14 protein-coding genes and 2 tRNA genes (1 of these 16 only partly in view) are annotated in these 14,223 nt (G+C 50.5%); 11 read left to right on the top strand and 5 right to left on the bottom strand.

The features are described 5' to 3' along the window. Both PsW64_RS22235 and PsW64_RS22230 read left to right on the top strand, forming a co-directional pair. Positions 1-54, top strand: a tRNA-Glu gene (locus PsW64_RS22235); it begins 34 nt to the left of the window's first position. Between the two features lie 71 nt (positions 55-125). Continuing rightward, a tRNA-Glu gene (locus PsW64_RS22230) sits at positions 126-200 on the top strand. A 193-nt stretch (positions 201-393) separates the two neighbouring features. Here the strand turns inward: PsW64_RS22230 and PsW64_RS22225 are convergent. Next, a complete protein-coding gene (locus PsW64_RS22225) occupies positions 394-651 on the bottom strand; it encodes a hypothetical protein (protein ID WP_063305036.1) in 258 nt (85 codons plus the stop codon). Positions 652-955: 304 nt separating this feature from the next. On the opposite strand from PsW64_RS22225, the gene PsW64_RS22220 reads away from it, so the two are divergent. Further along, positions 956-1,768 (top strand): DeoR/GlpR family DNA-binding transcription regulator, encoded by an 813-nt coding sequence (locus tag PsW64_RS22220; RefSeq protein ID WP_063290202.1) that lies wholly within the window; start codon positions 956-958, stop codon positions 1,766-1,768. A gap of 157 nt (positions 1,769-1,925) precedes the next feature. Here the strand turns inward: PsW64_RS22220 and PsW64_RS22215 are convergent, their stop codons facing one another. After that, positions 1,926-3,245, bottom strand: coding sequence for a hypothetical protein (locus PsW64_RS22215; RefSeq protein WP_063305035.1), 1,320 nt, complete (start codon positions 3,243-3,245; stop codon positions 1,926-1,928). Positions 3,246-3,350: 105 nt separating this feature from the next. Continuing rightward, positions 3,351-3,947 carry a DUF1134 domain-containing protein gene (locus tag PsW64_RS22210; RefSeq protein ID WP_108819076.1) on the bottom strand — a complete coding sequence of 199 codons (597 nt, stop codon included), beginning with the start codon at positions 3,945-3,947 and terminating at the stop codon, positions 3,351-3,353. Positions 3,948-4,260: 313 nt separating this feature from the next. Between PsW64_RS22210 and PsW64_RS22205 the strand changes: the two genes are divergently transcribed. The 8 genes from PsW64_RS22205 (at position 4,261) to PsW64_RS22170 (ending at position 12,700) form a co-directional block, all read left to right on the top strand. Continuing rightward, on the top strand, positions 4,261-4,665 hold the full coding sequence (locus tag PsW64_RS22205; RefSeq protein ID WP_208980962.1) for a hypothetical protein: 405 nt from the start codon (positions 4,261-4,263) through the stop codon (positions 4,663-4,665). A gap of 93 nt (positions 4,666-4,758) precedes the next feature. Continuing rightward, on the top strand, positions 4,759-5,415 hold the full coding sequence (gene chpT / locus PsW64_RS22200) for a histidine phosphotransferase ChpT (RefSeq protein WP_063305033.1): 657 nt from the start codon (positions 4,759-4,761) through the stop codon (positions 5,413-5,415). Between the two features lie 149 nt (positions 5,416-5,564). Beyond that, positions 5,565-8,306 carry a hybrid sensor histidine kinase/response regulator gene (locus PsW64_RS22195; RefSeq protein WP_063305032.1) on the top strand — a complete coding sequence of 914 codons (2,742 nt, stop codon included), beginning with the start codon at positions 5,565-5,567 and terminating at the stop codon, positions 8,304-8,306. After that, a complete protein-coding gene (locus PsW64_RS22190) occupies positions 8,303-8,800 on the top strand; it encodes a chemotaxis protein CheW (protein WP_057461956.1) in 498 nt (165 codons plus the stop codon). The genes PsW64_RS22195 and PsW64_RS22190 overlap by 4 nt, the downstream gene beginning before the upstream one ends. A 31-nt stretch (positions 8,801-8,831) precedes the next feature. Further along, entirely contained in the window at positions 8,832-9,197 is a 366-nt protein-coding gene (locus tag PsW64_RS22185; RefSeq protein ID WP_057461955.1) for a response regulator, read from the top strand. A gap of 3 nt (positions 9,198-9,200) precedes the next feature. Further along, a complete protein-coding gene (locus tag PsW64_RS22180) occupies positions 9,201-10,457 on the top strand; it encodes a protein-glutamate methylesterase/protein-glutamine glutaminase (RefSeq protein ID WP_063291548.1) in 1,257 nt (418 codons plus the stop codon). Then, on the top strand, positions 10,454-11,380 hold the full coding sequence (locus tag PsW64_RS22175; RefSeq protein WP_057461954.1) for a CheR family methyltransferase: 927 nt from the start codon (positions 10,454-10,456) through the stop codon (positions 11,378-11,380). The genes PsW64_RS22180 and PsW64_RS22175 overlap by 4 nt, the downstream gene beginning before the upstream one ends. A 315-nt stretch (positions 11,381-11,695) precedes the next feature. Next, complete coding sequence (locus PsW64_RS22170) at positions 11,696-12,700, top strand: MBL fold metallo-hydrolase (protein ID WP_057461953.1); 1,005 nt, start codon at positions 11,696-11,698, stop codon at positions 12,698-12,700. Positions 12,701-12,703: 3 nt separating this feature from the next. Here PsW64_RS22170 and PsW64_RS22165 read toward each other — a convergent pair whose 3' ends face one another. Further along, positions 12,704-13,549: a DMT family transporter gene (locus PsW64_RS22165; RefSeq protein ID WP_082831190.1), complete on the bottom strand. Its 846-nt coding sequence runs from the start codon at positions 13,547-13,549 to the stop codon at positions 12,704-12,706. A gap of 110 nt (positions 13,550-13,659) precedes the next feature. Further along, positions 13,660-14,136, bottom strand: coding sequence for an SAM-dependent methyltransferase (locus PsW64_RS22160; RefSeq protein WP_063305030.1), 477 nt, complete (start codon positions 14,134-14,136; stop codon positions 13,660-13,662). Between the last annotated feature and the right edge of the window lie 87 nt (positions 14,137-14,223).

The following is a 14,223-nucleotide window of genomic DNA, read 5'->3' as shown; positions in this document are numbered from 1 at the left end:
GGACGCCGCCCTTTCACGGCGGAAACAGGGGTTCGATTCCCCTTGGGCGTACCATAGTTGTCTTCTCAATGCCGAGTGGTTATCTGCTCGAAGGCAGAGCTTGAAAGAGTTCTCTCACTTTGTGAGCGCCCATCGTCTAGCGGTTAGGACGCCGCCCTTTCACGGCGGAAACAGGGGTTCGATTCCCCTTGGGCGTACCACTTCTTATCTCCTCAATACATCTTTGATAAATCTGCGCGCAGAGTTTTCCTCACGACGTATGCGTTGTATCTGAGCTATATGATCCGCGATTTTGCAAAGAAGAAGATGTGGTCTTGGTTCCCCTAGATGGGGGGATGCAGCACTTCGAGATTGCGAATTGGTGTTTTGCAGCAAGCAGTCTTGGGACGTGATTTAGAACCAGCGGCCGTTTAGTCCTGCACCCAGGTGATGGTCTTCTTTGTCCCCGTCAACATCAGCCCAGAGTTTTTCGTCTGTCTGAGATTCATTGCTAACGGTTTTTGCCAGACTTTCGCTGAGTTGAGCATTAATTTCTTTCAGGGCATCGATGTCATCAAGAACTTCGACGCGAGCCTCAGCAGTCTGGAGTTTGCTTTTCAGTGCAGCCGGTTTCTTGCCAGCAAACCTATTGGCACTGTGTGGCCGTTCCATTACGCGAGTCACAGTTTGTCCCTCTTCGCTTTTTTAGCTGAACTTTGATAAGACAGTGTATTGATCCGCGTGAGCTTTAACGGGCTTCTTTGGGCGGTATCATGACAAAGATGGAAAAAGTTGCAGCTTGTCCCCTTTTTGTGACGTATTAGTACTAAGAGTAGGGGAGCAGAGGCAAGAGGACTTTTGTTTTGAACTCATCTAATAGTCGTCTGGATGCTTCTGTGCTTTTGGCTATAGTACTGTGAAACATCGCAGATTATAGACTGATGGCAATGTACAAAAAAATTATCGGACTTGTTTCATGATGCTGGTTTCGCGCCACAACTCTATTCTTGATATTGCCCGAGAGACCGGGAAGGTGGAAGTTGATGAACTTGCCACACGGTTTTCTGTGTCTCCTCAGACAATACGTAAAGACCTGAAAGAGTTGAGTGACCAAGGATTGCTGACCCGTGTGCATGGTGGCGCACTTTTGGCATTTGGCGTTGAAAACCTTGGCTACTCTGCTCGTAAAGATCTGGCAGGCAAAGAAAAAGAGATTATCGGGCAGGCGGCAGCGGATCTAATCCCGGATCGAGCTTCTTTGTTTGTGAATATCGGAACGACCACAGAGGCGGTTGCGCGGGCACTTATCCAGCGCAGTGGCCTGATGATCATTACCAATAACCTTAATGTAGCGAGTACGCTGCGCCCGTTCTCAGAAAATGAGGTCATCATTTCTGGTGGACTGGTGCGTGCGACTGACGGCGGTATTGTTGGTGAGGCTGCAGCAGATTTTATTCGCCAGTTTAAGGTTGATTATGCTGTGATCGGTGTATCTGCTCTGGATCGTGACGGAGCGCTTCTGGATTATGATTATCGTGAGGTGCGTGTGGCACAGGCGATCATTGAGAACGCGCGGCACGTTATTCTGGTGGCTGATCAGACAAAGTTCGAGCGTTCGGCGCCTGTCCGCATCGGCCATATTGCTCAGGTGGATACGTTTGTGACAGACACTCTGGTTTCGCAGGACTATCGGCAGCTGTTGGCTGAAAATGAGGTGCGATTGGTAGAAGTGGCTGGTAAGGTTCAGAGTGAGCCGGGCAATGGCTCACGAAGTACAACGGAGGCTTAAGCCTCTGCTTGGAGCTGTATAGAGCACGTCGAGTTCATGCGCATTCACACATCAAGCTCCAACTCTATATTGTCCTCGTATTCTTATCCGTAAAACGGGATTGATCTGAAAGAAAACAAAAAAAGGCGCCTTTGTCTTTGGATCAAGTTGTTTGGGTTTAACCGCTTGAGCTTCCGGTTTTTCTAGCGTCTGCGATACGCTCCGCCAGGTTTTTATCGGACTGAGGCGCGGGTGCTGCATCATCGGCCTTTGCAGCTGGAGTGCTTTTTGATGCGGCTGTCTTACTTGTGGCAGCTGGCTTACGGGTGCGAGGCTTTGCTGTAGCGCGCTTGGCACGTGTCGGTTTCGGCTTTGGTGCGTCTGTCTTTTGAGCACCTGCGGCGATCGTACTGAGATCGTTCAGGACTTCGTCGTACTTTTCAGAGAGTGGTGGGTTTTCCGAGATTGCCTTCGCTGTGATCTGAGCCGCCAGATCTTTCAGTTCATTGCGCAGATCGACGGCTTCTTCGATCTTAGAGGAACTGTTTGCTCTTTCCTCAAGCTGCTTTGTCAGCTGCTCGATGGTTTTTTTTGCTTCGTCCAGATCGTTTTCTAGGCTTTTCATAGGCTCGGGCGTTTTAATGTTCGGATTCCTAGTGCTGCGCTTGGCAGTTTTTTCATTTGCCGCTTTTTCGAGTTGAAGCGCGTGCTTTAGGTTATCGCGCTCTCGTTCCAGCGAACCATAACGGCTCTTCAGTTTTGTGAAAGACCGTGAGGCCAGTTCGGCGGCTTCTGCTGGAGATGTTGGCTGATGTTTGGTTTCAGACTCAGCAGTCATTTCCGAAACTTGCTGGGAGATCTGCGTTGCCAGTTCTGCCAGCGGGTTGTCCATGTCCTGTAGGTCCGAGGTATCGATTGGACCTATCGGTTTGGTGGCAACTTCTTCTTCTTTCAGCTCTGCATCCAGCTCACGTGTTTTATCCGCAGCAGCCTGTTTGCTGAGTTGGATGATTTCAGCGGACGTGGCCTGATCTGCAGTTTGTGCGGCAGCTTCATCCTGAACTTTTGCTTCCGGTTCTGTCGTGATGCGATCATCTGCAGAAAACGGGATCGGCTCGGATGGATTTCTACGGCGGAGGAAGCGTGTTGCTTTCTGAGCCATGTTCTTCCGCTCGCGGGCCGATTTGAGCTGAACAACGCTGAGCTCTTCTTTGAGCTCTGCAAGTTGGGCTTCAGCTGCTGAACGGGCAGATGCGTTCTCAGCGAGTTTTTCCGTCATCCCTTCGAGGCGCACCTCCATCTGACGGATCGCAATGGCATGTTGAGCGCGTAACGCGTCTTTTGCCATTGTGGCACGGGCATAGCTTATGGGGTTAGACGTCTCAATCGCTTTCCGCGTGAGGCGTACAGCACGGCCCCATATAAAGGGGAGGGCGGCGAGCGCTAGAATGCTCGCGAGGAAGAAACCCAGTGCAATGTATAGTGCAATTTCAATCACAAACTATGCCTGATCTGTTGAACGGTGTGAGGGACTGCTGCAGACTTAAGCGCATTCTCTCACACACTAACTTGCCAAAATATAACTAACGCAGGGTTAGTTATATCAGAAAGGATTCCATGTTGGCTTCCTAGTAAATTTCAAATAGCCCATGTTGAGGCCAAGGCGAGCGCCAACGCCTGCACGAACAGGCACAACGAAGATATCGTTGTTGGACAGAACCTGCATGCCGAAGCCGCCGACAAGGTAGGCTGAGCCCTTAGCACCAACATAGCGGCGATAGATGGCATCGACACTTGGCAGATCGTAGACCAGCATCATAACGCGGGCGCCGTCACCGCCAACATCAAAGCCCAGGGATGGACCTTGCCAGAAGATCTGATGGTTGCCAGCGTTGCGGGTGTACAGTGTACCTTCGCCATAAGCAGCGCCTGCGAAGAACGCTGCTGAGCCTTCCTGCCCCAGGATATAACCGTTTGGTTCGCCGTACTGCTGAACTGCGCGCTCAACAACCTTTGCGAGGCCGGTGGAGATGGAACCGAAAAATTCGCCACCTGCCGTGATGATATCTTTTTGGTGGTATCGCGACTGATCAACGGATGATTGCGCAAATGAATGTGTATTGAGCGCCAGCAGTGCGAAACTGGCGCAAAGGACGATTGCAGCTTTGTTGCGCAGATTGGCGAACAGGCTCGTCATCATGCCAACGTCTCCTTCTAAGAAACCCGAGAATTTGGATTGTTCAGAGCAATTCAAATGTTAAGGGCATAGTGCAACTTTTAGGTACAACAAGTTATAGTGTCTTACATCTACCTAGTGGTTAATCACGGTATAGCTGGGTAAATGATGTACATCCCGTTGGCCTGCAGTCATGAATTTTTGTATCAGTTGTCGAACTTGCTCGTTTAGTTAATGCAGGTGATTCGGACTCTGGATGGACATTCCCATGATTTCTGAGGTTTTCTACAGAAAATTTGCGCGAACGGGCAAAATTCTATGGAGTTCTATCGTTTTTTTGTGTGCCACCTCAGTTTTTGCAGGTGCGCAAGAGCGGTTCACCTACACGCTCTCCATGTGTGATCCCGTGACCTATCAGGTCTCTGAAACTCCTGAAAAGGGGCGTGAAGACCTGACGCTGTCCTGGGGTGGACGGGTTTGGGCATTTTCCAATGAGGGCAACCGAGACGCTTTTCGGCATGCTCCGGAGGTCTATGCCCCATTATTTCAGGGATGCGATGCTCTCTCACTTGCGCAAGGCTACCGAGCTGAGGGATTGGCGAAAATCTACCTTGTTTATAACCAGCGATTATTGCTGTTTCAGAGCCGTGAACACCGGGCTTTGTTTCTGACAGCACCAGAGAGTTTGCTCGCGAAGGCACAAAGTCGTGCACGCGATGTAAAATGCGGTCCATATCAATGATGTCCAGCTTGGAATTAAACCAGCAGGATTGTACCTTTTTCGCCACATCTCGAATCAATCATAGGGCCTATTGGCCAAAGTTCTGGAGCGGTTATGTCAGTATTTAAAGATTTGTCATCTCTTGATCTTGCCGCACTCGTCGCAAGCCGTGTGTGCCACGACATCATTTCACCAGTCGGGGCGATCACGAACGGTCTGGAAGTGCTGGATGAAGAAGGCAATGAGGACATGGCAGACTTTGCGATGGATCTCATCCGCAAGTCAGCGCGTCAGGCTTCTGCAAAACTTCAGTTTGCCCGTCTTGCTTTTGGCGCTGCCGGATCTGCCGGTGCTTCAATTGATCTGGGCGATGCGCAAGAAGTAGCGACTGGATACATGAGCAATGAAAAGGCGAATCTGGAGTGGACTATGCCACGCCTGCTTCTGCCTAAGAATCAGGTTAAACTGATTTTGAACCTGCTGCTGCTCATGAATCAGTGTGTTCCACGGGGTGGTACCATTACCATCAGTATGGAAGGGGATGAGGGTGTTCCGAACTTTCTCCTTAAAGCTGAAGGAACGAATGCGCGAATCCCTCAGGTTGTAAGTGAGATTCTTTCCGGTCAGGAGCCAGAACGCATTGATGCCCACACTGTTCAACCGATCTATGCGGTTTTGTTGGCAGGTGAAGCGGGTTTAAATATCGAGCTCCTGAAAGACGGTGATGCCGTCATATGCAAGGCAAATACTCAAGTTTCAGAGTCTGTCTGATCCTCTGTCAAAAACAACCAGTTATTGTAGGTTGGATGAATCTTACAATCTTTCAACCTATGTTAACCGTTTCGCTTAACACTCAACCTTAGTGAAATTTAGGAGTCTCGGTTTTTGAGGCTCCCCTAAGCATTGAGTGGGTGCGGGCCATGGACGATCTTCTCAGAGAGTTTCTCACTGAGACCAATGAAAGCCTGGATGTTGTAGATGTTGAGTTGGTGAAGTTCGAGCAAGAGCCGAATAACGCCACCATTCTAAATAACATTTTCAGGTTAGTGCATACAATCAAAGGCACCTGTGGGTTTTTGGGCCTGCCGCGTCTGGAAGCGATTGCTCATGCTGCTGAAACCCTGATGGGCAAGTTCCGCGACGGTGTTCCTGTGACACACGAAGCGGTAACACTTGTCCTCGCTTCTATTGATCGCATTAAAGATATTCTTGCGGATCTTGAGGCTGCTAACGGTGCTGAGCCTGATGGCACGGACCGTGATTTGATTGATGAGCTGGAACGCCTTTCCTTAAGCGCTGACAATGACGACATGGCTGACGAAATGGCGGCAGCGATGGCGGAAGAAAAAGCTGCTGAGGAAGAAGTCGGTACCGACATCTATCAGGTGCTGGAGCGGCCTCTGCGTCCTGGTGAAGTTTCTCTTGATGATCTTGAACGTGCTTTCCAGGAAGCTGAAGTTGAGATTGAGCTGCCTGCAGTTGAAGAAGAAACTGAGGAAGATGGCACTGCTGCTCCTAATTTTTCGGAAGCGAAGACTTCTCAGAAAGAAGTTGCCAAGCCGAAGAACCCAAGCGCGAAGGGGAAGGCATCCAGTCAGGGTGTTTCCAACCAGTCTATTCGTGTGAATGTTGAGACTTTGGAACATCTGATGACGATGGTTTCTGAACTGGTGCTGACACGCAACCAGCTTCTGGAAATTGTTCGTCGTCATGAAGACAGCGAATTCAAAGTTCCACTTCAGCGTCTGTCCAACGTTACCGGTGAGTTGCAGGAAGGGGTCATGAAGACCCGCATGCAGCCAATTGGGAATGCATGGCAGAAGCTTCCACGTATTGTTCGCGATCTCTCTCAGGAACTCGATAAGCCTATCGGTCTTGAGATGATTGGTGCGGAAACAGAGCTTGATCGTCAGGTTCTGGAACTCATCAAAGATCCGCTGACACATATGATCCGCAACTCTGCCGACCACGGTCTGGAAGATCCTGCAGATCGTGTGGCTGCTGGTAAGCCTGAGAAGGGTAACATCACCCTTTCTGCTTATCATGAAGGCGGACATATCATCATCGAAGTGAAGGATGATGGTCGTGGTCTGAACCTTGAGAAGATCAAGGAAAAAGCGCTTAAGAATGGTGTGACCACCGAAGCTGAACTTGAAAAGATGGTAGATCATCAGATCTACAAGTTCATCTTTGCTGCAGGCTTCTCTACCGCGACTAACGTGACCAGTGTGTCTGGTCGTGGCGTTGGTATGGATGTTGTGCGCAACAACGTTGAGCTGATTGGTGGCTCTATCGATCTGCGCTCGACACCAGGTCGCGGTTCCAGCTTCATCATCAAGATCCCGCTGACACTTGCCATTGTCTCCACGTTGATCGTGGAAGCTGGTGGTGACCGTTATGCGATCCCACAGCTGTCCGTTGTTGAACTGGTTCGTGTTCAGTCCAACTCTGAACATCGCATCGAGCGGCTTAAAGACCGGCCTGTTCTGCGCTTGCGCAGTAAGCTGTTGCCACTGGTGCATATGTCGGAACTGCTTGGTCAGACTGAAGAGGCTGACCTTGATGAAGACAACGGCTTTATCGTTGTGATGCAGGTTGGTAGCCAGTCCTTCGGTGTTGTTGTTGATGGGGTGTTCCACACTGAAGAGATTGTTGTGAAGCCAATGTCTTCCATGCTCCGCAACATCAACATGTTCTCCGGTAATACCATTCTCGGTGATGGTTCTGTGATCATGATCATTGATCCGAACGGTGTTGCAAGTGCAATGGCAAGCCATGCTTCTGGCACTCTGAGCGATACAGTTGAAGATGAGTACGAAAATGCGGAAGCTCATGTGATTGACGCTGATGCTCCAATTTCACTGCTGCTGTTCCGTGCTGGTTCTGAAGAGCCGAAAGCTGTGCCGCTGTCGCTGGTGACACGCCTTGAAGAATTCGATGTTAACAAGATCGAACACTCCAATGGCCGTGATCTGGTGCAGTACCGTGGTTCGCTGATGCCGTTGGTCTACGTAAATGAGGGTGATCGTCATAAGTCTGAGGGAACTCAGCCGATGCTGGTGTTCTCTGACAATGGTCGTTCAATGGGTCTGGTTGTTGATCAGATCGTAGACATTGTTGAAGACCGGATGACAATCGAAGTGGTATCTGAGCGTCAGGGTGTACTTGGTTCTGCAATCATTCGCGAGCGTGCAACTGAAGTTATTGACCTTGGCCATTACCTGCCATTGGCCTTTGATGACTGGTTCATGCGCAAGGAAATTGATACGACCACAAAGGTGAGAAAACTTCTCTTCCTCGATGACAGTGCCTTCTTCCGCAACATGCTGACACCTGTTCTGAAAGCTGCTGGTTACGATGTTACTGTTTGCTCCAGTGCCCAAAGTGGCTACGAGTTGATGGAAAAAGGCACCGACTTTGCTGCGATTGTGACTGATATCGAAATGCCGGACATCAGTGGCTATGAGTTCTGTGAGAGCCTGCGCCGTGATACCCGCTTCCGTCATATGCCAATCATCGCGCTTTCTGCTGTTGTGACGCCGGCTTCTATCGAAAAAGGCCGTCAGGCCGGGTTCGATGACTATGTGGCCAAGTTTGACCGTCCTGGTCTGTTGGCAGCGCTCAAAGATGTTTTGACCAATGAATTCGGGGTTGCAGCATGACCGCTCATAAACTCACCACAGTCGACGGTGATGACAACCGTCAGGGCAGTGCCGATCACATCCAGTATGTGACTGTTGTGATTGGCAGCCAGTTGTTCGGTCTGCCAATTTCGCAGGTGCATGATGTTTTTGTGCCTGAAAAAGTAACGCAGGTTCCTTTGGCTCCGCCTGAAGTGGAAGGAGTGTTGAACCTGCGTGGACGCATTGTGACTGCTATCAATATGCGTCGTAAGCTTCATCTCAAGCCAAATGATGCTGACCAAGGCATGATGGCTGTTGGTATTGAGTACAAAGGGGAGTCCTATGGCCTTGTTATTGATGCCGTAGGAGAGGTACTCAACTTGCCAAGAAACGAGATGGAAGCAAACCCATCCAACCTTGATTTCCGTTGGGCCGAAATTTCTGGCGGGGTTCATCGTCTGGACGGGCGATTGATGGTGGTTCTTGACGTGGACCGTCTGCTCAGCTCCCTGATTGAACCTAAAGCTGCGTAAAGCATACCTTCGAAGCGAGAGAGCCGATTTAATGAAAAAGTGTCTGGTTGTTGACGATTCCAGCGTAATCCGCAAAGTGGCCCGCCGCATTCTGGAGGACATTGGATTTGAAATCACCGAGGCCGAGGACGGACAGAAGGCACTTGATGCTTGTAAAGCGTCAATGCCGGATGCGGTTCTGTTGGACTGGAATATGCCTGTCATGGACGGGCTGGAGTTTTTGGCCAAGCTTCGTGAGGAAGACGGTGGGGAAGACCCAATTGTTGTTTTCTGTACGACAGAAAACGATGTTGCTCATATTACCAAGGCTATCCGGGCCGGCGCGAACGAATACATCATGAAACCGTTTGATCGGGAGATTCTATCAGCGAAATTTCAGGAAGTTGGATTGGTCTAAGTAATGGATATGGGCCGGCTGGGCATGTATGCAAAAGTTGAGGAGCCGAAGTCAGAGAGATCTGGTCAGATGGCACCTATCCGGGTCATGGTCGTAGACGATTCCGTTGTTATTCGTGGGCTTTTCAGCAGATGGATTGAAGCTGATCCTGAGCTGGAAGTTGCTGCAACCCATCGTAATGGCGAATTGGCTGTAAAAGACATTGAGCGCAGCAACCCTGATGTGGTTGTGCTGGATGTTGAAATGCCCGTGATGGATGGCCTGACAGCTCTTCCTAAACTTCTTGAGAAAAAACGCGATCTTATCATTGTGATGGCGTCCACGCTGACGCGACGGAATGCTGAAGTGAGTTTGAAGGCTCTTTCTCTTGGTGCCACCGATTATGTCGCCAAGCCTGAAACGACTGGCCAAACGGCTGGTGCAGTTGAGTTTCAGAGAGAATTGCTGGAAAAATTGCGGTTGCTTGGGCGCGGTGGGAAGCGCGTTAAGCGAACCAGAACGACAGCAGAACCTGTTCGCAGAATGCGTGCTGAGATCGTCAATGATCCGCACAAAAAACGGAATGATGCCCTTACTGAGAGAACTGAAGCGCGCGCCGCGTTGCGACGTCCTCGCGGGACAGGGGTAAATGCTGCTGGAAAGCAGGAGATAACGCTCAAGCCGTATTCTTCGGTCGTGCCACGGGCTCTTGTGATCGGCAGCTCTACCGGAGGGCCACAAGCGCTCCAGCGTGTGCTGACAGATGCACGCGATGGTTTGCTGAAGGTGCCTGTTGTGATTACGCAGCATATGCCGCGTACGTTCACGACAATTCTGGCAGAGCATTTACATAAACAACTTCAGCTTCCTTCAAAAGAAGCTGAGCACATGGATGTATTGAAACCTGGGCACGTTTATATCGCTCCAGGCGGAATTCATTTGAAAATCGGCAAGCAGAACGGGCAGGCGGTTTCGTTGCTCGAAGACGGAGCTCCCGTCAATTTCTGTAAGCCATCTGTGGATCCACTTTTTGAAAGTGCAGCCGAAGTTTTCGGTACCGCGTGTTTGGCACTCGTTTTAACCGGCATGGGTAGTGATGGCGCAAGTGGCGTCAATGTCATTGCTGGTAAAGGCGGTAGCGTCATCGCGCAGGATGAGGCCTCCAGTGTTGTCTGGGGAATGCCAGGTGCTGCTGCCCGTACTGGGAACTGCAGCGGTATCGTGCCTCTCGATCAGATTGGTGCACATGTCAAGCGTATCTTAAAAGGAGCCGCGCGATGATGACTTCTGAATATGATTTCTTGAAGAAATTTCTGAAATCCCGTAGCGGCCTCGTTCTTTCTGATGAAAAGCAGTATCTGGTCGAAAGCCGACTGATGCCAGTTGCTCGACGTCACAACCTGAATGGACTGAGTGAGCTTATTCTTGCGATCAGCAAGCCCGGCTCCATGTCTATGCAGAATGATGTGGTTGAAGCTATGACAACCAATGAGTCATTCTTCTTCCGTGACAAGAGCCCTTTCGAGAACTTCCGGAATGTGATGCTTCCTCATTTGCTTGAGGCACGCAAAACACGCCGGAGTGCGCGCATCTGGTGTGCGGCGGCGTCTACGGGTCAGGAGCCTTATTCTCTCAGCATGTATCTGAAAGAAGACAAGGCCAAGATCGGTACATTCCGTTTCGAGATTCTGGGAACTGACATTTCCACTGAAGTGCTGGAAAAAGCCCGTACTGGTATCTACAGCCAGTTCGAGGTTCAGCGTGGTCTGCCTATTCAGATGCTGTTGAAGTACTTCTCGCAGCAGGGCGAACTGTGGCAGATGGCTCCGGAAATCCGGGCTATGGTGCAGTGGCGTAAGCTGAACCTTCTGGAAAACTTCAGCCACCTTGGTGAGTTTGACGTTGTCTTCTGCCGTAACGTGCTGATCTACTTCGATCAGCAAACGAAGATTGATGTGCTCAACCGCATCTATCGGCAGTTGCCAGATGATGGCTTCCTCGTGCTTGGTGCTGCGGAAACTGTGGTTGGTTTGACGGATGGCTTTGAGCCCTATCCAAATCTGCGTGGTGTATACCGCAAAAAGCAGGCTGCAAGCCGTCCGGCTGGTTCCTCCAGCTTCTCACGCTCTACGGCGAAGCCTTCGACCACACCTTCCAAAACGCGGCCTACCATTCAGGCCTTAGCAAGTGGTTCCCGGTTTTAGGGATGCAAAATGAAACAGGCCAGCAGATTTGCTGGCCTTTTCTTTAGGCTTTGTTGCGTTCATATACATTCAAGCCCCAAGCTCTCACTTTTTATTTTATGCGTATTCTCATCTGAAAACCGGAGCCGTTTTTCGGAAGTACGAGCTGACTCTCTCATTTTTTTGAACGAAGATTTACTATGTGACTGGTTGTCGTCAGTCGCAATTCAAGTTCAATGCGAGTAAATTTCTCCAAACGATACTTAGAGTTTCCCGATAGTTTGTGACTGTTGACCACCTTTGTTTGTGGTGTGTCAGGCTAATGGAGTGTGAGTGATGAGTTCTCGTGATTTCTTGAAATTGAGCCGACGAGGTGCCCTTGCTCTGGGGGCTGGTGGATTGCTTGCCACAGGGATGCGGAGTTTGGAGGCAGCTGCAGAAACTCCGATAGAAAGCTCCAATCAGCGTGCGCCAGCAACTGAATTTCAGCTTGGTGAGTTCAAGGTCTACGCTTTGCTCGATGGCACCTTTATTGCTGAGCACCCGCAGGATACGTTTGGTATGGAGCAGACGAGTGAGGTGTTTGAAAAAGCGAGCCAGGATCACTTCATCTCCTCCAACAAGTTCCGAGGTTTCTTCACACCGGTTCTGGTGAATACAGGCGATAAACTCATTTTGTTTGACACGGGACGAGGCGTCCTTTCTCAGCCGCAAAGTGGGAATTTACTGAAGGCGCTTGCGACAGCAGGCATCCGGCCAGCTGATATTGATGTGGTTGTGCTGACGCACATGCATGCGGACCATACGGGTGGGTTGATGCAAAACGGTGTCCCAACTTTTGCAAATGCGAAGTATGTCACGAGCCCGATTGAGTTCAATTACTGGGAAAAGCTTGGTCCAGCCGCCAATGGAAGCGCTCGCGTTTTTGCTGAAAATGTGCTGCCTCTCAAAGATAAATTCGACTTTATTGATCCGGGTAGAGAAGTTGTTCCCGGTATCACCGCCGTTGAGGCTTATGGCCATACACCGGGGCATATGGCGTATTTGGTTGAAGCCAATGGACGCAAGCTGATGCTCACGGCAGATACAGCCAACCACTTTGTATGGTCACTGGCCTATCCTGATTGGCGTGTCGTGTTTGACATCGATAAAGCGCGTGCGGCGGAAACGCGTCGGCGTATCTTTGGGATGATTGCGGAAGAACGCATTCCGTTTATTGGTTACCACATGCCGTTCCCTGCCATGGGCTTTGTTGAAGCCGTGGGAGAGGGCTTCCGATTTGTCCCTGCAACTTATCAGCTACAGCTTGGCCATGAGGATGAGCAGAACAGGCCTGAGTAATTGTCAGGGTGTGTTGGGTTTTCTCCGGTAGGCGGAAATCCCAACACCGCAGAGCACCAATGTGGTGGCGATGATGAAGCGGCTATCGATGGCTTCTGCAAGGAAAACAATTCCACCGGCTGTTGCGATGATTGGCACGGTGAGCTGAGCAACTGCTGCCGTGCTTGTCTGTAATTGTGGAATGATTGCATACCAGAGAGCGTAGCCAAGTCCGGAGGTTATAGCACCGGAGATGATGGCGAGGAGAACGCCTGAAGCTGTGATGGTGGTTGTGTCCGGAAACAGAAACAGTGCCAATGAGATGATTGGCACACCGTAGAGAAAGTTCATTCCTGTGTCTTTGAGCGGGTTTGCTGCGCCTCTGCCGATGATGGAATAAATTCCCCAGCCTATGGCGGCAATTGTCATCAATCCTGCTCCAAGCGGATCTATGCCTGCGTTTGAAGGGGAGAGAAGGTAAATGAGGCCAGAGAATGCGAGCGTTGCGCCGATCCACTTCTGGAGTGTCAGGTTTTCGCGCTGAATGAACGCACCGATGAACATGGTGATTTGCACAGCGCCGAAGAGCAAAAGCGCACCGAAGCCAGCATCAAGTGAGATGTAAGCATGCGAGAAGCCAAGAATGTAGGCACACAGCGCAAGGACTGCTGTGACGTTGGGCTTTGAGAATGAGAGCTTGTTGCCGCCTCGAAAGAAGATGAGTGCCAGAAGCATGAGTGCGCCAGCGACAATGCGAATACTGGCAAATGCAGATGGACCAATCTCTCCGTCTGCCAATGCCAGACGATTCAGAACTGAGTTGGCGGCAAATGCGACCATGACAATAGATGTAAGAATAAAAAGCCTCATGGCCGTACCATGGCAACAAAGACAGGTCATGGGCAATACACTTAGGCGTTATTGAAGGTGTTTTACCTGTTAGCCTCCACTAAGACCGCAGAGGCTAACAGTTGGCTTTACTATGTGAACTCAGCTGCCCAGTTGAAATCAGCTGAAGCTTCATAGGATTGCGGCCAGTGTTTGCACCAGTTTGGTCCATGACTGGTTTCTACCCTGTCTGAAGCAGGGAAGTAGGGCTTTATATCCAGCAGCGGCGTGCCGGGTTCTGCGTCAATGTAAGGGACGGTGATGAGACCATTTTGCTCATCCACGTTCAAAAGTGAAACTGATGAGAGGCCGATTGGGTTCGGACGGGCAGGGGATCTTGACGCAAACGTGCCGATCTCATGATTTGTTTTGGCATATGGAGCTGGGAACTGCAGAGTGCTCCGGTCTTGTGCTGTTGCTGCCTGATCTGCCCACCACAGGATGAGTGCGTGGCTAAAGTCTGACAGGTGCAGGAGGGCTGGCGTGTACTCCGGGTGGATATTGAGTTGGAACTGCCCGTTGGTTGCTGTGATGATCCCGATAGATCTCAGCTCTGCAAGAGATTGCATCTTCGTATCCTCATATGTGTTTCGGAAGTCATCAAGCTTGATGAACCTACCCTCCGCTTACTTTCACAAAAGTGCAAGCTTTGGCCG

The organism is Pseudovibrio sp. W64 (assembly GCF_001623145.1).
Classification (GTDB): domain Bacteria; phylum Pseudomonadota; class Alphaproteobacteria; order Rhizobiales; family Stappiaceae; genus Pseudovibrio.
The sequence above is the reverse complement of the archived record's forward strand: the minus strand, read 5'-3'. Positions and strand labels throughout refer to the sequence as shown.

Coding starts and splice junctions, on each gene's coding strand:
- PsW64_RS22225 (WP_063305036.1), bottom strand. CDS start 651: ATGGAACGGCCACACAGTGCCAATAGGTTTGCTGGCAAGAAACCGGCT.
- PsW64_RS22220 (WP_063290202.1), top strand. CDS start 956: ATGATGCTGGTTTCGCGCCACAACTCTATTCTTGATATTGCCCGAGAG.
- PsW64_RS22210 (WP_108819076.1), bottom strand. CDS start 3,947: ATGATGACGAGCCTGTTCGCCAATCTGCGCAACAAAGCTGCAATCGTC.
- chpT (WP_063305033.1), top strand. CDS start 4,759: ATGTCAGTATTTAAAGATTTGTCATCTCTTGATCTTGCCGCACTCGTC.
- PsW64_RS22195 (WP_063305032.1), top strand. CDS start 5,565: ATGGACGATCTTCTCAGAGAGTTTCTCACTGAGACCAATGAAAGCCTG.
- PsW64_RS22190 (WP_057461956.1), top strand. CDS start 8,303: ATGACCGCTCATAAACTCACCACAGTCGACGGTGATGACAACCGTCAG.
- PsW64_RS22185 (WP_057461955.1), top strand. CDS start 8,832: ATGAAAAAGTGTCTGGTTGTTGACGATTCCAGCGTAATCCGCAAAGTG.
- PsW64_RS22180 (WP_063291548.1), top strand. CDS start 9,201: ATGGATATGGGCCGGCTGGGCATGTATGCAAAAGTTGAGGAGCCGAAG.
- PsW64_RS22175 (WP_057461954.1), top strand. CDS start 10,454: ATGATGACTTCTGAATATGATTTCTTGAAGAAATTTCTGAAATCCCGT.
- PsW64_RS22170 (WP_057461953.1), top strand. CDS start 11,696: ATGAGTTCTCGTGATTTCTTGAAATTGAGCCGACGAGGTGCCCTTGCT.
- PsW64_RS22165 (WP_082831190.1), bottom strand. CDS start 13,549: ATGAGGCTTTTTATTCTTACATCTATTGTCATGGTCGCATTTGCCGCC.
- PsW64_RS22160 (WP_063305030.1), bottom strand. CDS start 14,136: ATGCAATCTCTTGCAGAGCTGAGATCTATCGGGATCATCACAGCAACC.